Raw genomic sequence first — 20,523 nt, 5'->3', positions numbered from 1 at the left:
GGTTTAATACAAAAAAGGGAATTTTTATGGAAACGGTTTTAATAACAGGGGCAAGCAGTGGAATTGGCTATGAGCTTGCTAAAATTTATGCAAAAAATGGGTATAATCTAGTTGTCGTAGCACGAAGCAGGGATAAATTGGAAGTTTTGAAAAAAGAGATTTTTGAAGGAATTTCTAAAAATGTGAAAGTAACTGTGATTGAAGCTGACTTGTCGCTGGAAAATGCGGCTAAAAGGCTTTATAATCGGATAAAATTAGAGGGACTTAAAATTGAAGTGCTTGTGAATAATGCTGGAGTTGGGATTTATGGCAAGTTTTCTGAATTTAATGAGAAAATAATGGAAAAAAATGGAGCAATGATAAATTTGAATATAAAGGCAGTTGTGGAATTGACAAGACTGTTTTTAGGTGATATGATGAAAGATGGGAATGGTGGGATATTAAATGTGTCTTCAATTGCAGCTTTTATGCCAGGACCTTTAATGAGTACATATTATGCAAGTAAAGCATTTGTACAGTCATTTACAGAAGCAGTTAGGGAAGAAGTGAGAAATGATATTCGAGGAAAAAATATTAAAATATCAGTACTTTGCCCTGGTCCAACAGATACTGGTTTTGAGAAAAGCAGTAATCTGACAGAAAGTTCATTATTTGAAAAAATGAAAGTTATGACTGCGAAAAAAGTGGCTGAAATCGGATATAAAGAGTTTCAGAAGGGAAAAGTAGTTATCATTCCTGGGATTTTTAATAGAATTGCAGTTTTTGTAACTAGATTTCTATCGAGAAAATTCGTTGTAAAAATGGCTAGAAAGTTGCAGGAAAAGAAAAATAAAAATTAATGGAGGTTTGAAATGTTAAAATTTGAAAAATATCAGGGTGCAGGGAATGATTTTGTTATTGTTAGTGAAAAGGAGCTAATTGAAAAGGGGATACCTGAATACGGTGAATTTGCAAGTCAAGTTTGCAATAGACATTTTGGAATAGGTGCAGACGGGTTAATTATTTTAAAATATGTGGCAAGTATGCCGTTTATGTTTTTCTTTAATGCAGATGGAAGTCAAGCACCGATGTGCGGAAATGGAATAAGATGTTTTTCACATTATCTTGTAAATAATCATTTAGTCGCTGGAAATGAATTTGTTGTAAAGACAGTTCCTGGAGATTTGACAATAAGAGTGAATTATGATGAGGAAAGAGATGATTTTTCTGCAAGAGTAAATATGGGAAAACCTATTTTTAACATAAAAGAATTAATAAATACAGAAAAAGAGCAGTTTTTAAGAGAAAAAATAAATATTGATGGAAAAGAAATTGAAATTTCATATATTTTTATGGGGACTGACCATTCTGTAATATTTGTAGATGACTTCAGTGATTACAATATTGATGAAATTGGGGAAAAAATTGAAAATTATACTGATTTGTTTCCTAAAAAAGTGAATGTGAATTTTGTAAAAGTATATGATAGAAAGCGAATAGAAGTAATTACTTGGGAACGTGGAGCAGGGAGAACATTGGCTTGTGGAACAGGTGCAACAGCTTCAGCAGTGCTTGCTAGAACTTTTGGTTTTGTAGATAATAAGGTAAATGTGAAAGTACCTGGCGGACAGCTTGTTATTGAATATGAAGGTGGAGAAAATAACACTTTTATGACTGGGCCTAGTGAAAAAATTGCTGAAGGATTGTATAAATTTCAAAGATAATTTTTTTGAATTTAGTATTAATTAAAATTTTTGAAAAAATAAAAGAATATAAAAGTAAAGTAAAAATTAAGGAAAGAAGGAAAAAATGAAATTTGAAGGATCTTACGTAGCTTTAATTACGCCGTTTAAAAATAATGGAACGGAATTAGATGAAGATAAATTGAGAGAACTGGTAAATTATCACATTGAAAATGGAACAGCTGGAATTGTACCTTGTGGAACGACTGGAGAAGCTCCAACACTAACATTTGCAGAACATGAAAAAGTGATAAAAATAGTTGTAGAAGAAGTGAAAGGAAGAATACAAGTAATTGCAGGAGCAGGTTCAAATAATACAACGAGAGCAGTAGAATTGACAAAATATGCAAAAGAACTAGGAGCAGATGCAGCATTAAGCACTTGCCCGTATTACAACAAACCTAGCCAAAGAGGACTTTACGAACATTATAAAACAATTGCGCAAGAGGCAAAATTTCCGGTAATGCTTTATAATGTGCCGGGAAGAACAGGAACAAACATTGAAGCGGAAACTATTGCAAAATTGGCTGAACTGCCTGAAATTGTGGCTGTAAAGGAAGCAACAGGAAGTTTGGAACAAATGATAAAAATCCAAGATTTATGTGGAGATAAAATTGAAATCTTGTCAGGAGAAGATCATCTAATCTTGCCAATGCTTTCGATTGGAGCAAAAGGAGTAGTTTCAGTAGTTGCTAATATAATGCCACAGGAAATGAGCGACTTGATTAGTTCATTCTTAAACAAAAATTTTGACAAGGCATTTGAACTTCATACGAAATTATACGATGTAAGCAGAAATATGTTTGTTGAAGGGAATCCTGTGACTGTAAAGGCAGCTATGAAAATACTTGGAAAATTGGATAATGATATAGTGCGATTGCCATTGGTTGCAGCTGAAGCGGATACCTACGGGAAATTAACTAAAGTATTTAAAGAAAAAGGGATTTTTTAATTTTTTATTTGCTGGAAAATTTTGAATTATGAAAAGAGCTGGAGTAAAATCCAGTTTTTTTTATTAATATTTGCTTTTTCTGCTAAACTTTAAAAAAAGATAGACAAAGAAAAATTAAAGGAAATAGTCGCAAATATGACACATTAAATTGATAAAATTAATTTAATAAAAAAATAATTTGGAGGAAAACAATGATAAAAAATATAGTAATAGGATTATTAGGAATTGCAAGTTTGTCTTTTGCAGGTAATATTAAAAATGTGGAAGCGATAACAGAAGTGTTTGGAGATGGAGAAAAATTATCAGCAGTTGTGCTTACATACGATAAAGAAATTGTTGGGAATTCAGTTTCTGTTTCAGATTATAAAGTAGAAGGCAGAGAAATTGAAAAAGTATATGTAAGTAAACAAAATGAAAGAAATGAGAAAAAATCAAAAAATGGAAAATATGTAATTTTGGAATTGAAAAGACTTCCGATGGTAGCTCAGGCAAGCGACCATTCTAAAGAAGAAATGGAAAAGAAAAAAGCAACAGGACAAAAAGGACCGACATTGGGTGGAAAAGGCGATGCAAAACCTTTAAAAACAATTACAGCAGAAGTAACTCAAACAGGAAGTGTAAAAACTGTAAATGGAAAAGTTTACAATTCTGAGGAAAAACAAGTTTCAACAAAAACAAGACAATTAATAATAGAAGACTTCAAGCAATTTGTATTTACTGAAAAAGATGGGAAGACTTTGAAATATAATTTGTATATTCCTAAAAATTATGACCCATCTAAAAAATATCCGATGGTAGTATTTATGCATGATGCAGGAGCTGTATCTTCTGAAACTAAGTACACACTAAGTCAAGGAAATGGTGCTACAGTTTGGGCAAGTCCTGAATGGCAGGAAAACCATCCTAGTTTTGTATTAGCACCGCAATATGAAGTAGTAACGGTAAATGATAATTATGAATATGGTCCTGAACTGGACAGAACAGTTGAATTGATAAACAGTTTAACTGGAAAATATTCAATAGATAAAGACAGAATTTACAATACAGGACAATCAATGGGTGGAATGTCTTCTATTTCATTGGATTCAAGATATCCTGATTTATTTGGTGGTTCGTATATTGTTGCAAGTAAATGGGACGTAAATGTAACAGAACCAATGAAAAATCAAAATATATGGTTTGTTGCGTCAGAAGGAGATCCCGGAGCTTATCCAAGTTTGACTGAAATATCAGATTATTTGGAAAAAAATGGTGCAAAAGTTCAAAGAATGATAGTTGATGCAGAACAAAATCAAGATGAAGTAAATAAAGAAGTTCAAAGTAAAATAGAAAATGGATATAATATTTATTACACGGTTTACAAAAATGGAAATCATCGTTATACCTGGCAGCATGCATACGATATGAAACCTGTCATGGAATGGCTATTCAAACAGAAAAGAAATTCTTCAAGAGTGAAATAATGCTAAATCCATTTGAAAAATAGAAATTATATTTTACAGTTTCTGACAAGGAGTCTTAATTCCTTGTAGAAGATATATCAAATTTATTGTTTTAATAATAGGATAAAGTGAGAATACATTAGACCTGTTCGATAACTATACAAACTTAGAATTTAATAAAATAAATATCTTGAAGCAAGGGGTCTTGACCCTTTGAGTAACAGAAGGTATACCAATTATATTATTTTAATGGGAAATAGTATAACGCAAAAAGAAAAAAATTTAAAAAAATATCAAAATTTTTTTTGATTATCTGAAATTATGGGGTACAATATTGTTAATAGGGAAATATTTTTAAATAATTTAAATTTGTATTTGAGAGGAATGAATAGAGATGATACACACAACGAGAGAGCTGGAAGAGATACAGAAAAATTTTATTGAGATGGAAGTGAAAAGTTTTGCAAGGGAAGTTATCGAATTTATCGATGAAAGTCCAAGTACTTATCACGTTGTGAAAAACTGTTCGGATATTTTGGATGAAAACGGGTTTGAAAGAATTATGCCACGTGAGAAATGGGAAATTAAAAAAGGCGGAAAGTATTTTTTAAAAAAATCTAGTTCCACAATAATTGCTTTTACAGTTGGAGAAAATTTTGATGTAAAAAAAGGTTTTAAGATATTTGGGGCACATACGGATTCTCCTTGTTTTAGAATAAAGCCTAGTCCTGAAATAGTCACAGAAAATGTAGTGAGATTGAATACGGAAGTTTATGGAGGGCCAATCTTAAGTACATGGTTTGACAGGCCACTTTCCATTGCTGGCCGTGTTATTGTGAGAGGAGAGGATACATTTTTCCCGAAAACTATAAAAATTAGGATAGATGAACCGCTTTTGACAATACCAAATTTAGCAATTCATCAAAACAGAGAAGTAAATAATGGTGTAAAAATTGATAAGCAAAATGATGTTCTACCTGTAATTTCACTTATTAATAAGAATTTTGAAAGAGAAGGGTATCTTGAAAGAATTATTTTGAAGAAAACTGAGATAAAAAAAGAAGATATAATTGATTTTGACTTGTATTTATATGCAACAGAAAAAGGATGTCTTTTGGGGGCAAATGAGGAATTCATGTCATCGCCAAAAATTGACAATCTTGCTTCTGTTTATACGGGACTGATTGGTCTTGTGGAAGCTGAAGAAAATCAGGATAGAATTAATGTCTTTGTAGCTTTTGACAATGAGGAGATAGGAAGTGCAACAAAACAGGGGGCAGATTCTAATTATTTATTAAATACGCTAGAAAGAATTTCATTGGCTCTTGGGCTAAATCGAGAAGATTTTTTACAAATGCTTGAAAGTTCATATATTTTGTCAGCTGATGCGGCACATGCGGCACATCCTGCACATTTAGGAAAAACAGATCCTACAAATCGTGGAAAAATAAACGAAGGGATTTCAATAAAGATAAGTGCAAAGCAGAAATATACTTCTGATGGATATTCGATTGCGGTAATTAAGCAGCTTGTTGAAGGTACAGAAATACAGATACAGCCATTTGTAAATGAGTCAAATGAGCTTGGCGGAAGTACAATTGGTCCAATTTCATCAACACATCTGGATGTAGATGGAGTAGATCTTGGAATTCCAATGTTTGCAATGCATTCGGTGCGTGAATTATGTGGAATTTTTGATGTATTTTATTTGAAGGAATTGGCAAAGGAATTTTTTTCAAAAGGTTAGAATTGCTGTTTTTAGAAAGATAGTCAAAAGCTGGCTATCTTTTTTTATGTGGCATCATGCTATATCTCTACATTTTGACAAGTTTACAATATTTTTAAAAATTTGTAATTATAGAGAAAAATGTCTGAATTTTATTTTCATGGAGGAAATTATGTCTCCATATTTTTCGATATTTGTAATATTATAATATTTGTGATAAAATGAGAAATAAATGATTTGGAAAGGCAGTAAAGTAAAATGAAAGTATATTTAGAATTATTCTGGATTTTCTTTAAAATTGGTGCGTTTACTCTTGGTGGTGGATACGCCATGGTTCCGATTATTCAGGCTGAAATTGTGGCTAAGAAAAAGTGGATTGAGGAAGAGGAATTTGTCAAACTTTTGGCTCTTGCACAGTCCTCACCTGGTGCATTGGCGGTAAATATATCGGTTTTTGTGGGATATAAGATGAAAAAAATGCTAGGAGTAGCAGTTACTGTCATAGCTTCGACATTGCCGTCGTTTATAGTAATTCTTCTTATAGCTTCGTTGTTTAGCAATATACAAGATAACGTTTATGTGATAAAGGCTTTTAAGGCTATAAGACCGATGGTGGTTGCATTAATTGCAGCGAGTGTTTATACTATTGGGAAATCGGCTAAAATTAATCGTAAAACATTATGGATTGTGATTTTGGTGGCAGCAATGGTAGTATTTTTGAAATTTCCGCCTGTTGCAATGATTGTTTTAGGTGCTGTTTTTGGGAATATTTGGATGATTTGGAGGAAAAATAAATGATATTGTTGACATTATTTTCTATATTTTTTAAGATAGGATTGTTCAGTTTTGGAGGAGGATATGCGATTTTACCCCTTATTCAAGCCGATGTAGTAGATTTTCATAAATGGATAAATGTACAGCAGTTTACAGATATTGTAGCAATTTCTCAGGTGACCCCAGGTCCAATTTCATTAAATTCAGCGACTTATGTTGGATATTTAGTTGGGAACAAAGCGGGAGTTTGGAATGGGGTTTTGACTGGAACAGTTGCGACGATAGGGCTGATTTTTCCATCAGTCATTGTAATGTCTTTTTTTAGTAAATTTTATTTAAAGTTTCAAGACAATAAATATATAGACAATGCATTTGCTGGACTTAAAATTGTTGTTGTTGGACTGATTTTAGCGGCTGCAATGTTATTGATTGATAAAAATAATTTTATTGACTGGAAAAGTGTTGTGATATTTGCTGTGTCAGTGGCACTTGTATTAAAATGGAAAATGAGCCCAATATTGCTGACAGTAATTGCAGCGATTGCAGGAATTATAATTTATTAAAATTTTTTTAAAATAGATTGATAAAAATAAAATAATTAAATTTATAAGTTTAATTTTAAATTAGCTTTATTAGAAAATGATATTGTAAGGCAAAGGATTTTTATTTTTTGCTAATGTTAAATCCCGTTTAAAAATAGAGGTTATATTTTATATTATTTTCTAACAGGTATTGTAAAGAAATTTATAGCCAGTTTCCTGTTTGAATGGGAAAAATATAAATTAAAAGAAATATGTATCAAGAAATTTAAGATAAAAAAGTGGTAATGGAATAGAAAGAAGGAAATTATGAAAAAAAAATATATTATTGCAGTATTAATATTGATTTTAGTATTCAGCTGTGGAAAGAAAAATAAAAGAACAAGAAATTTCAAAGATAATGTAACTTTGGAAAATAAAATGAATGATAGAATTAAGGAATTGACAGAAAAAGCAAAAAAAGGAGATGTGGAAGCACAGGCTGAGCTTGGAGAAATATATCTTCAAGGAAATGGAGTAAAGGCGGATTACAAGAAGTCTATGGAATGGAGTAAGAAAGCTGCTGAAAAGAAGAATTATCGTGCAATGAGAAATATTGGAATTCTTTACTTGGAAGGACTGGGAGTAAAAAAAGATTATAAGAAGGCATTTGATTCATTTTCAAGTTCTGTTGATGGTGGAGATGCACAAGGACCTAGATATTTGGGAATAATGTCCGAAAATGGACTCGGAGTGAAAAAGAGCCTGGATGATGCAGAATTTTACTATGAAATTGGGGATAGCAGCGGAGATTTAGTTTCAAGTTATAGACTTGGAAAACTTTATGAAAAAGTTGGAGATTATGCAAAATCAATAGAGTTTTATAAAAAGACGGAAGGTAGAATGGATAAAGAAGCAGCCCCTATGTATGAAGCGCTTGGAGATTTATATTCAAATGGAAAAGGTGTAGAAAAAAGTACAAAGGAAGCTAGAGAATATTATGAAAAGGCTATAAAATCTGGAAGTCAAGAAGCGAAAAATAAATTGGAAAAATTAAAATAATGTTTAAAATTCCCATTTTATGTGGTTTTCTAATCTTAAATTTTAAAAGGGTAGAAAAAATTTTCTGAATAATGTTATTTACTAAAATCGTTATTTGTGATAAAATAAGTTAAGAAATTTAAATATGTTTATGCAATTCTATAATTTTTATTTTAATTAAATATAAATTCTATGGTTTTAAAAATTTAATTATTAATTTTATAATTTTAAATCTCACATAAATTATGATTATAATATTCAACTTAAAAACAACCTAAAATTATAAATTCTCCAAATTATAGATTTTTTATTAGATTTTAGATAATTTTTGAAACTTTTGCCAAAATTAAGAAAAAGAAAGGAGATGCTACATTAATACAGGCTATTTAATTAAGAAAGACCGGTGTTTTAATTAAAAGTAGATATAGTAGCAATGGGAAATAATGTTAGAAACATTGATTTTTAGAGAAATAAGATACAACGAAAATAATGAACAGCTTCTTAAAGAAAATTTAGAAAAAATAAAAAATAATCCAGATGATGTGGAAGTATTAAAAACATTGGCTTCTATTTATCATGCACTAAAGGAAAATGATAAAGCAATTGAAATTTATGAAAAATTAGTTAAATTACAGCCAAATGAAATTGAAATACGAGCCTTTTTAGGTTATTTGTATTATGAAAACGAAGAACTTGAAAAAGCTGAGGAAAATTTTAACAAGGCACTTGATGTGAGTACAAAGGATGAGCCATTTATTTTGTTCCTTTTGGGAAATATTTACTCAAGAAAGGGTAAAATATCAGAAGCAGTTGATTGTTATGATCTTGCGATATTCCTTGATTTTGATATGTATATTGCACATATTGATTTTGCTAGAAAGTATGAGCATATGGGGCGGCACAAAAAGGCTCTTGAAGAATATAAAGCGGCATTTAGAATTGATTCACGAGATGAAGGGCTTATTGAAAAAATACATTATATAGAAGATAAATATGGAAATGTAATTAATGAAGAAAATAAGAAAATAAATTTTACAGCTAAAAATGCAGAAGTTATTTAATGTTAGCGAAAATAATTAGATAAAATGGCAAAAATTAAGCATGTAGTCAGTAATATTGTAATAAAGCATTCCAACAATTGATTTTAGAATTTAGCAAAAAATAACAGGAGGTTTCTGACTTTTAAAAGTAGGAGCAGTTCATGTGAATGAGAAGTGTAATCTTTAAAGTGAAAGTTGTCTTAAAATAAGTGGTGAAATCCTTATATATGGCAGCTTTTTATTATTTTTATTTAAAATCGAAAGTATAAATGCTTAATGAGAGTCTTGATTTCTTGTTTAAAAATAAAAAAATAAAAGTATAAAATATTAAAGGAGAAGGAAAGTGGTAAATTTAGTATGTGAAGCAATTCTTCCAGATTGTCCGATGAAGGATGTGGAGGAAATTGAAAAGAGTATAGTGACAACTTATAAAAAAAGTATTTGGTCAAAATTCTTGAAGGCAATTAGTGATTTTGATATGATTCAAGATGGGGATAAAATTGCAATTGGTGTTTCTGGTGGAAAGGACAGCTTACTTTTGGTAAAATTATTTCAGGAATTGAAGAAAGATAGACGGAAGAATTTTGAATTTAAGGCAGTTAGCTTGAATCCAGGATTTAGAAATTCTGATTTAGATAATTTTAAAAATAATTTGGATAAGTTAAATATTGACTGTGAGATTATTGATACAAATATTTGGGAAATTGCAAATGAAAAGGCACAAGATTATCCGTGCTTTTTATGTGCCAAAATGCGACGTGGAATTTTGTATACACAAGTGGAAGAACTTGGATTTAATAAATTGACGCTTGGGCATCATTTTGATGATGTGATTGAAACCACTCTTATAAATATGCTTTATGCTGGAACAATGAAAACAATGACTCCAAAAGTTCCCTCAACTTCTGGGAAATTAGAATTAATTCGACCCTTAATTTATGTGAAAGAAGCTGATATAATTGATTATACAAAAACAAATGGGATTCGTGCAATGAATTGCGGATGTACAATTGAAGCTGGAAAAACTTCAAGTAAACGTAGGGAAGTAAAAAATTTATTAGCAGAGCTTGAAGAAAAAAATCCAGGAGTAAAGCAAAGTGTGTTTAATTCAATGAAAAATATAAATTTGGATTATGTTTTTGGATATACTGGTGGCAATATAAATAAAGATAAATAAATGTTAGAATAGTTATAGCTATTCTTTTTTATTTGAGTAGCGGATTTAATGTAAGATTTTAGTATTAAATAGAGTTTTAGAAAGCGTTTGTAAATTTTAAAAATAAAAATTTGTTTGTATATATGAAAATAGTAAGGTATAATTAAAGTAAAAATATATAAAATATAGGAGAAAACTTTATGAAAAAAGATTTTGAACAAAAATGGTGGCATAAATCTGTTGTATACCAAATTTATCCAAAAAGTTTTAATGATACAACTGGAAGTGGTCAAGGAGATATAAAAGGAATTACGCAAAAACTGGATTATTTGAAGAAACTTGGAGTGGAGGTTTTGTGGTTAACACCAATGTATAAATCGCCTCAGAATGATAACGGATATGATATTAGTGATTATTACAGCATTGATGAAAGTTATGGAACAATGGAAGATTTTGAGGAAATGTTAAATAAAGCTCACAAAAGAGGATTAAAAATTGTGATGGATATTGTTATAAATCATTCTTCGACTGAAAATGAATGGTTTAAAAAATCTGAAGCTAGAGATCCAGAATTTGAAGATTTTTACATTTGGAAAGATCCAGTTGATGGGAGAGAGCCGACAAACTGGGAATCAAAATTTGGTGGAAATGCTTGGCAATGGAGTGAAAATAGAGGACAATACTATCTACATCTATTTGATGTTACTCAAGCTGACTTGAATTGGGAAAATGAAAATGTTAGAAAAAAATTGTATGAAATGATTAGATATTGGTTAAATAAAGGAGTAGATGGATTTAGATTCGATGTAATAAATTTGATTTCAAAAGACCAGAGATTTTTGAATGATGACGGAACAGATAAAAGATTTGTGGCTGATGGGAGAAGATATTACACAGATGGTCCTAGAATTCATGAATTTTTGAAAGAATTGCATAAAGAAGCATTTGGAGAAAGTGATTTATTGACAGTTGGAGAAATGTCGTCTACTGCTATTGAAAATTGTATAAAATATTCAAATCCAAAAGAAAAAGAATTGGCAATGACATTTTCATTTCATCATTTGAAGGTTGATTATCCAAATGGTGAAAAATGGGTAAAAGCTCCGTTTGATTTTGTACAATTGAAAAAGATATTGTCTAAATGGCAAATTGGGATGTATGAAGGGAACGGATGGAATGCGACTTTCTGGAATAATCATGATCAGCCAAGGGCATTATCGAGATTTGGGAATGATAAAGAATATCACGATGAATCAGCAAAAATGTTAGCGACAGTTCTTCATGGATTACAAGGAACGCCTTATGTTTATCAAGGTGAAGAATTTGGAATGACAAATCCGTATTTTGATAAAATTGAAAAATATCGTGATGTTGAGTCAACTAATAATTATAAAATTTTATTAGATAAAGGATGTTCAGAAGAAGAAGCTATTGAAATTTTAATGCAAAAATCAAGAGATAATTCAAGAACGCCTGTTCAATGGGATGACTCTAAAAATGCAGGATTTACAGAAGGAATACCTTGGATTTCAGTTTCAGAAAATTACAAAGAAATTAATGCGAAAAAAGCGATGGAAGATCTAAATTCTGTATTCTATCATTATCAAAATTTGATTAAATTGAGAAGAAATGAAGAATTGCTGATAACTGGAAGATATGAAGATTTTGATATTGAAAATGAAAAGGTTTATGCCTACAAGAGAGTTGGAGAAAATGCTGAATTGATAGTAATTTCTAATTTTTATGGTGAAACTTGCGAGTTTGATGTTAAAGGATTGGATTTAGAAAATACGTCGATTTTATTGTCAAATTACATTGAAGGGCCTAAAATTTCAAATGATAAAATTATTTTGAAACCTTATGAAAGCATTATTTTAAAAAAATAGTTAAATATTGAAAATATAAATTTACCGTTGAATAGGATTTTTAACTTTAAAACTTATTTAGCGGTATTTTAAATAAAAAAGCAGAAAAATAAAAAAGAAAGGAAACTGAGATGAAAACAGAAATTATATGCGTTGGAACAGAATTACTGGTTGGAGATATTGTAAATACAAATGCACAATATATTTCAGCAAAGTTTACAAATATCGGGATTGATTTGTATTATCAAACTACTGTTGGAGATAATTATGGAAGGCTTAAGGAATGTTTGGAAAATGCTTTTAAAAGGGTTGATCTGGTAATTACTACTGGAGGGCTTGGACCTACGGTTGATGATATTACGAAGGAAGTTGTGGCTGATTATTTTGGAGAAGAGCTGGAAGTTATTGAGAGATATTATGATTTGATTGTGAAAAAATATAATGAAAGGGGCTTTGGAGAAGTGGCTTCTGGCGGAAGAAAAGAGGCTTCAATTTTGAAAAATTCAAAATTGCTGGAAAATGAAGTTGGGCTTGCACCTGGATTTTTTTATGAAAAAAATAATAAAAAAATAATAGTTTTGCCAGGACCTCCAAGAGAAATGACATGGATGGTTGATAATCAGGTTTTGCCACTTTTGAAGCAATATTCAAATGATGTTTTATTAATGAAGACTCTTGAAATAAAAGGAGTTCCAGAAGGGAGAATTGATGATAGACTAAAAGGTTATTTTGAAATGTCGAATCCGACAGTTGCCCCTTATGCGAAGGAAGGATGTGTTCATGTTAGAATTGCGATGAAAGGAGATCGTGGAAGTACAGATTATTTGATTGCAGAAATTGATAAAATTGCAAATGAAATTAGAGAAATTTATCCACAAGCAGTGGAAATTATGGAAAATTAGTTGAAGTTTAGTAAATAAATTTAATTGTAGTATTACAATACAATTAAACATAATTTTAAAAATAAATGATTTACAAATGTATATGTTGTTGTGTATAATACTAAAAAGAAGTAAAAAATATTTATTAAATATTATATAAAAAATAGTGAAAATTTTTATTGTGTTTTATGAATCAGTTAAAAATTTAAAATAATGATTTTTTATAAAATTTGACTTATTAAAATTTAGTGGTATACTATGAATATAGAAACAAAAATATATGGGTAAAGTCCATTAATTATACAATAGACCTGTTCGATAACTATACAAACTTAGAATTTAATAAAATAAATATCTTGGAGCAAGGGGTCTTGACCCCTTGTATAGATAAAAAAACTTAGGTTATCGAACATATCTAATATAATAAAAAAAATTTAAGAAAAAAAGTTAAAAAGAAGAGAGGATGATAAGAAATGAAAAAAATTTTATTATGCTGTGCAGCAGGGATGTCGACTAGTCTATTAATAAACAAGATGAAAGCTGAAGCTGAGAAAAGAGGATTAGAAGTTGAAATACGAGCTGAACCTCTTGAAAAGGCAAAAGGTGAATTTGCAAAAGCTGATGTTGTTTTATTAGGACCACAAGTAAAATACGCTTTGCCAGAAGCTAAAAAAGTAGCTGAAGAAAATAATATTAATATAGATGTAATTAATATGGTTGATTATGGAATGATGAATGGATCAAAAGTATTGGATCAAGCATTAGAATTACTTAAATAAAAAGTTATTAAATAATCTAATCATAAAAAAAATTTATGATTAAATTAATAAAATATATTTTACAAAATATATTTTTTGTGATATAGTATTTGTAAATTAAAATAATAGATAAAAGATTTTGAGGAGTGATTACAATGATTAGACAAACTTGGACATGGTGGAAAAAATTAAATACAATTTAATATTTTTTTGCCAGCTATGTTGAAATTTATTGTAATTACGATTATAAATATTAGAGAAAAGCATTGGTGAAGTAAGGATCAATGCTTTTATTTTATACAATTCTCTTAGACGGTAAAACGATTTAAGGGAATTTTTTTATAAATTTCAGCAAAAAAGGAAATATTAAAAAGAAAAAATTAGAAAAAATATAAAATATAGAAAGCGAGATACTTTATGTTAATAAACAAGCCTACTTATTATTATTCCATTATTAGAAAAAAATTTAGCAATTCCTATTTTGCTGAAGATGAAAGGCAAGTTATTATTGGGATTGACTGTGAATATTTTGATTCTAATAAATATAGCTATGATTCCTTGAAAAAAATTTACAATTCTTTTGTAAAGCAAAAAAAGATTGCTCCATTTGCTGGACTTTTTGGAACATTTGCTTACGAGTCTATACATTTTTTTGAGAAGATTGAGAAGATAAAAGAGGAGCAGTTTAAATTTCCACAGTTTATTTTTGCCAATGCGAAGGCTTATTTACATTATTCAAAGATTAATAAGGAATATTCGTTTTATGGGAATGAAAAGAAATATTTTGATCTTTTGAAGGATGAAATTAAGAAAAAAACTGAAAATAATGGGTTATTTTATGATATAAAAACAGATTTTGATGAGGAAAAATCACATTTTTATGCTATTCTTGAAAAAGCGAAGGAATATATTAAAGCTGGAGATATTTTTCAGGTTGTGCTAAGTGAGCAGTTAAAACTTACGTCAAATATGGATTCACTTGATTTTTATGAAAAATTGTCAAAGGCAAATCCTAGTCCGTATATGTACCATTTTCCTACAAAATATGGAGATATAGTTGGGTCTAGCCCTGAAATACTGGTTGATATTTCATCGGATAATATCTATATTGCTCCTATCGCTGGAACTCGTCCCAGAGGAAAAGATGCCAACGAAGACGCATTTTTAGCGAATGACTTATTAAATGATGAAAAGGAATGTGCTGAACATCGAATGCTTGTTGACTTGGCTAGAAATGATATTGGGAAATTTGCAGAAAGTGGCTCAGTTGTTGTAAAAAATCTTATGCATATTAAGAATTATGAACATGTAATGCACATTGTAACTGATGTTTACGGGAAAAAGCGAAAGGATGTGTCGATATTTGAAGTTATTGCTCAGGCTCTTCCAGCGGGAACTCTTTCTGGATCGCCAAAAATTCGTGCTATGCAAATTATTTCAGAACTGGAGAAATTTAAAAGAAATGTTTATGCTGGCGGAATTGGATTTTTGAGATTTAATGGGGATGTTCAGCTTGCGATTATTATTCGTACTGCATTTTTTGAAAATAAAAATTCCGACTTAAATGAAGTTGATGAGGTTCGGAATATATTTATTCAGGCTGGGGCAGGAATTGTGTTTGATTCTGTGAAAGAAAAGGAATATGAAGAAATTTGCCATAAAAGAGCGTCTGTGCTGAATATTTTTAAAAAATTCTGTAATGAAGAAAAAAATAAAAATGATAAAAATGAAAATAGAAAGGATGTGAAATAAATGATTTTGATGATTGACAATTATGATTCGTTTGTATTTAATGTTGAGCAGTATTTGAAGGAAATGACTGATGATGAAGTTATTACCGTGAGAAATGACGCAATTACAATTGATGATATAAAAAAAATGAATCCTAGTAAAATAATTTTTTCTCCCGGTCCAAAACATCCGAAAGACAGTGGAATTTGCCTAGAAATTTTAAATAATACTGATGAACTGGGCAATATTCCAATTTTAGGAATTTGTCTTGGACATCAGGCAATTGGAATGAATTTTGGTGGAGAAATAAAGAGGCTTGAAAATCCATTGCATGGTAAAACTTCAGAGATTACAGTTTTATCGGGAAATTCTGTATTATTTAAAAACTTGCCAAAAAAATTTAAAGTTATGAGGTATCATTCACTTTATGTTGACGATATTCCAGAAACTCTTGAAGTTACTGCAAAGTCTGAAGATGGGGTTGCAATGGCTGTAGAACACAAAAGTAAAAATATTTTTGGAATACAGTTTCATCCAGAATCAATTTTTACTGAATATGGAAAAAATATGATACGAAACTTCTTGAATATTGAAGTTTCAGAAACTTTGCAAAATAATGAAAATTCTAAAAATACTAAAGAGAAAGGAAACTTTATAGATATGAATAAATATTTAAAAAAATTACAGGAAAATATTGCATTAACAGATACTGATTTTCGTGAAATCTGTAAAATTATTGACAGCAAAAATTATGACATTGTACAGCTTGGAGCCTTGCTTGTACTAATTTCAGAAAAAAGTCTTTATCCTGAATCGCTTACAGCATTTGTAAAAAATATTCTAGAATACAGCACGACTTTTGAGGACGAAACTCCAATGATTGATGTTTGCGGAACTGGTGGCGATGGATTCAAGACAATAAATATTTCAACCGCTGTGGCATTTATTTTGGGAGCAATGGGAGTAAATGTGGCAAAACACGGAAACCGTGCAATTTCGAGTAAAAGTGGAAGCAGTGATGTACTTGATAAACTAGGAGTACCTCTTGAAAATTCTCTTGCAAATCAAATTGAAAAACTGCACGTAAAAAATCTTGCTTTCTTTCATGCCCCATTTTTTCACAAATTAGTCGGAGAAGTCCGAGAAGTTAGAAGCCGTCTTGGAATAAGAACTGTCTTTAACATTTTAGGTCCACTGCTTCACCCAAACACAAAATTAAAATACCAATTGGTTGGGCTTTACCATGAGCCAGTACACAGATTGTACGCCGAAACATTACAATTACTAGGAAGAAAACACGCATTAGTTGTTCGAGGAAATGACGGGCTTGATGAAATCACGATTTGCGATGATACAAGAATTATCGAAGTAAAGGGCGAACAAATTCTGGAATATACAATCTCGCCTGAAAGTTTTGGCTTTAAACGGGCTTTTCATTCTGAAATTGAAGGCGGAACTCCAGAGGAAAATGCTGAAATTTTGGTAAAAATCTTGAAAGGTGGAGAAAAATCGGCAAAATTTGATATTGTTGTATTGAATGCAATGTTTGCACTTTATACTGCGAATGTAGTAGATCATCCTGCGAAAGCAAAGGATATGGTTTTCGAGGCGATTGAGAGTGGGAAGGTTTATGAGTTTTATAAAGATTATGTGAAAATTACAAAATAATTTTTTAGATATAATTGATAAAATTACTAATTTATGTTTTTTATAGATTATAACTGATAAAAATCAAAAAAATATCTTTTTTATTAGTTGTAAATATGATAAAATATTTATAGAGGTGATTTTATGATAGAAAGAAAAATTTATTTTGAAAAAATTAAGCCCTTTATAGATAAAGATATTATCAAAGTTTTGACAGGAATTAGGAGAAGCGGCAAATCTGTAATGTTAAAATTGATTATGAAAGAATTGAAAAAAAACGGTGTTGATGAAAATCAATTTATTTATATCAATTTTGAAAATTTAAGAAATAGACATCTTTGCTATGCGGATACATTAAATGAATATATATTGGAAAAAGCAGAGAATATTCAAGAAAAATGCTATTTGTTTTTGGATGAAATTCAGGAAGTAAAAGAATGGGAAAAGTGCATAAATTCATTAAGAACAGAAGATAAGCAATTCGATATTTATATAACAGGTTCCAACGCTAAACTATTATCGGGAGAACTTGCAACTTACCTTGCAGGAAGATACGTTGAAGTTGAAATTTACCCTTTTTCTTTCAAAGAGTTTTATTCAATATACCAAAATATAAATCAAAATATTTCAAAAGAAGAAATATTTGAAAAGTATGTCAAACTAGGTGGGATGCCATTTTTACATAATTTGAATTATGAAGTGGAATCAAGCATGCAATATTTAAAAGATATATATTCATCAATAATATTAAAAGATATTACTCAAAGAAATAATATAAGAAATACTGAATTATTAGAGCGAATCATCAATTACATTGTAATGAACATTGGGAATACATTTTCTGCAAATTCAATTTCAAAATATTTTAAAAGCGAAAATAGAAAAGTTGCAGTAGATACTGTGCTAAATTACATAAAAGCCTGTGAAAACGCATTTTTGATTCACAAAGTCCCTCGTTACGAAATACAAGGTAAAGAAGTTCTAAATGTGAGTGAAAAATATTATATTGCAGACCATGGAATAAGAGAAGCTATTTTGGAAACAAACGAAAGAGATATAAATCAAATTCTTGAAAATATTGTCTATATGGAATTATTGCGAAAAGGCTATAACATAAAAATCGGAAAATTGAATAATTTAGAAATAGATTTTGTCTGTACAAAAACAAATAATGAAAAAATTTATATCCAGGTAGCATATTTACTTGCCTCTGAAGACACTATAAAAAGGGAATTTTTACCATTTGAAAAAATTAATGATAATTATCCCAAATATGTAATTTCTATGGACAGGTTTGATATGTCAAGAAACGGGATAAAACATTTGAATATTATTGATTTTTTATTGAAAGACTAAAAAAGTTAAAAATATTTATAAATTAAAATTTTTGGAAAGAATGGTGCGAATATGATAAAAACTTTATATAGGGAACATTGTTTAAGATATTTTATAGTACCTGAAATAGTATTGTTAGCTATATTTATCTGTTTTATTCCATTTGGGTTTACTGTATTATTAATCTATCTTTTAAATAATTTATTTGGTAATATTTTTCAAAATATTCCTCTAATTTATCTTTTTCTTAAAATAATACTAATGTATTTAAGTTCAATGAAATTGAAAAAAATAAATAAAATTGAAGATGAAGAAAAAAAGAAAAAATCAAAAAATAGATTCAAATTAGTAATTTTTCTAGTAAATATAACAATATTCAGTATTTATGCTGGCTTAATGATAAATGATGTTTTGAATGCATTACCATACATTTAAAATCGAAAGGAGAAATATGGATATTTTAGAAAAAATAAAAATTAAAAGAGATATACAGCTTGAAGACGAATTAAAGTCTTTTAAACAGCCATCTTTAAAAAAGGCACTTAATCAAAAGGGAATTCAGATTATTGGGGAAATTAAGAGGGCTTCTCCATCGAAGGGAAAAATTGCAAAAGATGATTTTGATTTGTTAAAACAGGCACAAAGTTATGTGGATAAAGGAGTTTCAGCTTTTTCGATATTGACAGAAAAGGAATATTTTAAAGGGGAGAATGATTTTATAAAAATTGTAAGACAAAAATTTCCAGAAATGCCGATTTTGAGGAAAGATTTTATTTATACTCCGTTTCAGGTGGCTCATGCTAAGTTTTTGGGGGCTTCAGCGATTTTATTGATTGTGAGAATGCTGGATGATAAGACGCTTTTGGAACTTCATAAGCTGGCACAGGATTTAGAAATGGATGTTTTAGTAGAAACTCATGATGAAGAGGAAATAAGAAGAGCTTTGAAGATTCCAAATTTGGAAATTTTGGGGATAAATAACCGAAATTTGAATACTTTTGAAGTTGATATTAGAACTACGGAAAAACTGATAAATGAAATTCCAAGCGATGTTTTAAAAAATTTGACTATTGTAAGTGAAAGTGGATTTTTGTCAAAAGAGGATGTGGAGTATGCAGAAAAATTGAACGTGGATGGACTGCTAATTGGGGAGGCACTTATGAAGGGACTTCTTTAGAAAGAAAAATAAATTTATGGAAGGAAAAAAATTGGAGAAAAAAGAAAATAATGTGGCAACTGATAATTTCACAGAAAATACTACCAAATTAAAAGTTTGTGGAATTAGAAGCATTACTGAAATTAATGAATTGAAAACTTTGGATATTGACTATTTCGGATGTATTTTCGCAGAAAGTCAAAGGCAAGTGGATAGCGAACTTGCTGCTAAAATTACTCGGACTGCACATAGACATGGGAAAAAGACAGTTGGGGTATTTGTAAATGCGATGATTGAGAATGTTATAAAAATTGTGAAAGAAACAGATATTGATGTCGTACAGCTACATGGAGATGAGTCAGTGGAATATTGCATGGAACTTATTCAAAAATTAGAAAAATTGTATGAAAAAAATTGTTTTAGAAAACGTAAAAATTTTCCTGTTAAAACAAAACTTTGGAAGGTTTTTGGAGTAACCGATGAACTTCCGAATATTACTGACTATAAGCCGTATATTGAATATCCTCTATTTGATGCAAAAGGAGAAAATCGTGGGGGAAATGGAATTGTCTTTGATTGGAATATTTTAAAAGAATTAGAGGAATATTCGTTTGTGCTGGCTGGAGGGCTGTCAATTGAGAATATTCAGAAAGCACTTGAGTACAAGCCTGCAATTTTGGATATAAACAGCAAAGTTGAAGTTAATAATAGAAAAAATAAAAAATTAGTTGAAAATATTGTAAATTTGGTAAAAAAGAAATAATAATAATTTTAAAAGAT

19 protein-coding genes are annotated in these 20,523 nt (G+C 29.7%); all 19 read left to right on the top strand.

Annotation, left to right across the window (positions count from 1 at the left end):
• Nucleotides 1-26 precede the first annotated feature (26 nt).
• The 19 genes from F1564_RS05835 to F1564_RS05745 all read left to right on the top strand — a co-directional run bounded on the left by F1564_RS05835 (nucleotide 27) and on the right by F1564_RS05745 (nucleotide 20,506).
• Complete coding sequence (locus tag F1564_RS05835) at nucleotides 27-839, top strand: SDR family NAD(P)-dependent oxidoreductase (protein ID WP_018449847.1); 813 nt, start codon at nucleotides 27-29, stop codon at nucleotides 837-839.
• Nucleotides 840-851: 12 nt separating this feature from the next.
• A complete protein-coding gene (gene dapF, locus F1564_RS05830; RefSeq protein WP_018449848.1) occupies nucleotides 852-1,703 on the top strand; it encodes a diaminopimelate epimerase in 852 nt (283 codons plus the stop codon).
• Nucleotides 1,704-1,788: 85 nt separating this feature from the next.
• Nucleotides 1,789-2,673 carry a 4-hydroxy-tetrahydrodipicolinate synthase gene (gene dapA / locus F1564_RS05825; protein WP_018449849.1) on the top strand — a complete coding sequence of 295 codons (885 nt, stop codon included), beginning with the start codon at nucleotides 1,789-1,791 and terminating at the stop codon, nucleotides 2,671-2,673.
• 191 nt (nucleotides 2,674-2,864) lie between these two features.
• Complete coding sequence (locus F1564_RS05820) at nucleotides 2,865-4,136, top strand: alpha/beta hydrolase-fold protein (RefSeq protein ID WP_018449850.1); 1,272 nt, start codon at nucleotides 2,865-2,867, stop codon at nucleotides 4,134-4,136.
• A gap of 373 nt (nucleotides 4,137-4,509) precedes the next feature.
• The gene (locus F1564_RS05815) at nucleotides 4,510-5,862 is read left to right on the top strand and encodes a M18 family aminopeptidase (RefSeq protein ID WP_018449851.1); all 1,353 of its coding nucleotides are present in this window, start codon (nucleotides 4,510-4,512) and stop codon (nucleotides 5,860-5,862) included.
• Nucleotides 5,863-6,099: 237 nt separating this feature from the next.
• Nucleotides 6,100-6,639: a chromate transporter gene (locus F1564_RS05810; protein WP_018449852.1), complete on the top strand. Its 540-nt coding sequence runs from the start codon at nucleotides 6,100-6,102 to the stop codon at nucleotides 6,637-6,639.
• Nucleotides 6,636-7,178 carry a chromate transporter gene (locus F1564_RS05805; RefSeq protein WP_018449853.1) on the top strand — a complete coding sequence of 181 codons (543 nt, stop codon included), beginning with the start codon at nucleotides 6,636-6,638 and terminating at the stop codon, nucleotides 7,176-7,178. The genes F1564_RS05810 and F1564_RS05805 overlap by 4 nt, the downstream gene beginning before the upstream one ends.
• Before the next feature lie 285 nt (nucleotides 7,179-7,463).
• Complete coding sequence (locus tag F1564_RS05800; RefSeq protein WP_018449854.1) at nucleotides 7,464-8,195, top strand: tetratricopeptide repeat protein; 732 nt, start codon at nucleotides 7,464-7,466, stop codon at nucleotides 8,193-8,195.
• 422 nt (nucleotides 8,196-8,617) lie between these two features.
• The gene (locus F1564_RS05795; RefSeq protein WP_018449855.1) at nucleotides 8,618-9,235 is read left to right on the top strand and encodes a tetratricopeptide repeat protein; all 618 of its coding nucleotides are present in this window, start codon (nucleotides 8,618-8,620) and stop codon (nucleotides 9,233-9,235) included.
• A gap of 322 nt (nucleotides 9,236-9,557) precedes the next feature.
• Nucleotides 9,558-10,391: a tRNA 2-thiocytidine biosynthesis protein TtcA gene (locus F1564_RS05790; protein WP_018449856.1), complete on the top strand. Its 834-nt coding sequence runs from the start codon at nucleotides 9,558-9,560 to the stop codon at nucleotides 10,389-10,391.
• Nucleotides 10,392-10,570: 179 nt separating this feature from the next.
• The gene (gene treC, locus F1564_RS05785; RefSeq protein WP_018449857.1) at nucleotides 10,571-12,256 is read left to right on the top strand and encodes an alpha,alpha-phosphotrehalase; all 1,686 of its coding nucleotides are present in this window, start codon (nucleotides 10,571-10,573) and stop codon (nucleotides 12,254-12,256) included.
• 110 nt (nucleotides 12,257-12,366) lie between these two features.
• Nucleotides 12,367-13,137: a competence/damage-inducible protein A gene (locus tag F1564_RS05780; RefSeq protein WP_018449858.1), complete on the top strand. Its 771-nt coding sequence runs from the start codon at nucleotides 12,367-12,369 to the stop codon at nucleotides 13,135-13,137.
• Nucleotides 13,138-13,589: 452 nt separating this feature from the next.
• Nucleotides 13,590-13,895, top strand: coding sequence for a PTS sugar transporter subunit IIB (locus tag F1564_RS05775; RefSeq protein WP_018449859.1), 306 nt, complete (start codon nucleotides 13,590-13,592; stop codon nucleotides 13,893-13,895).
• A gap of 396 nt (nucleotides 13,896-14,291) precedes the next feature.
• Entirely contained in the window at nucleotides 14,292-15,626 is a 1,335-nt protein-coding gene (locus F1564_RS05770; protein WP_018449860.1) for an anthranilate synthase component I family protein, read from the top strand.
• Nucleotides 15,627-17,273, top strand: coding sequence for an anthranilate phosphoribosyltransferase (gene trpD, locus F1564_RS05765; RefSeq protein WP_018449861.1), 1,647 nt, complete (start codon nucleotides 15,627-15,629; stop codon nucleotides 17,271-17,273). It begins immediately after the preceding gene.
• Nucleotides 17,274-17,396: 123 nt separating this feature from the next.
• Nucleotides 17,397-18,608, top strand: a complete 1,212-nt coding sequence (locus tag F1564_RS05760) for an ATP-binding protein (protein ID WP_018449862.1) — start codon at nucleotides 17,397-17,399, stop codon at nucleotides 18,606-18,608.
• Between the two features lie 240 nt (nucleotides 18,609-18,848).
• On the top strand, nucleotides 18,849-19,022 hold the full coding sequence (locus F1564_RS10315) for a hypothetical protein (protein ID WP_232053352.1): 174 nt from the start codon (nucleotides 18,849-18,851) through the stop codon (nucleotides 19,020-19,022).
• Nucleotides 19,023-19,038: 16 nt separating this feature from the next.
• A complete protein-coding gene (gene trpC / locus F1564_RS05750; RefSeq protein ID WP_018449864.1) occupies nucleotides 19,039-19,764 on the top strand; it encodes an indole-3-glycerol phosphate synthase TrpC in 726 nt (241 codons plus the stop codon).
• A gap of 16 nt (nucleotides 19,765-19,780) precedes the next feature.
• Nucleotides 19,781-20,506 carry a phosphoribosylanthranilate isomerase gene (locus tag F1564_RS05745; RefSeq protein WP_018449865.1) on the top strand — a complete coding sequence of 242 codons (726 nt, stop codon included), beginning with the start codon at nucleotides 19,781-19,783 and terminating at the stop codon, nucleotides 20,504-20,506.
• Nucleotides 20,507-20,523 lie beyond the last annotated feature (17 nt).

It is taken from the genome of Leptotrichia shahii (assembly GCF_008327825.1).
GTDB classification, from domain to species: domain Bacteria; phylum Fusobacteriota; class Fusobacteriia; order Fusobacteriales; family Leptotrichiaceae; genus Leptotrichia; species Leptotrichia shahii.
Note: the sequence above shows the minus strand (reverse complement) of the source record. Positions and strands in the feature narration are given on the sequence as shown.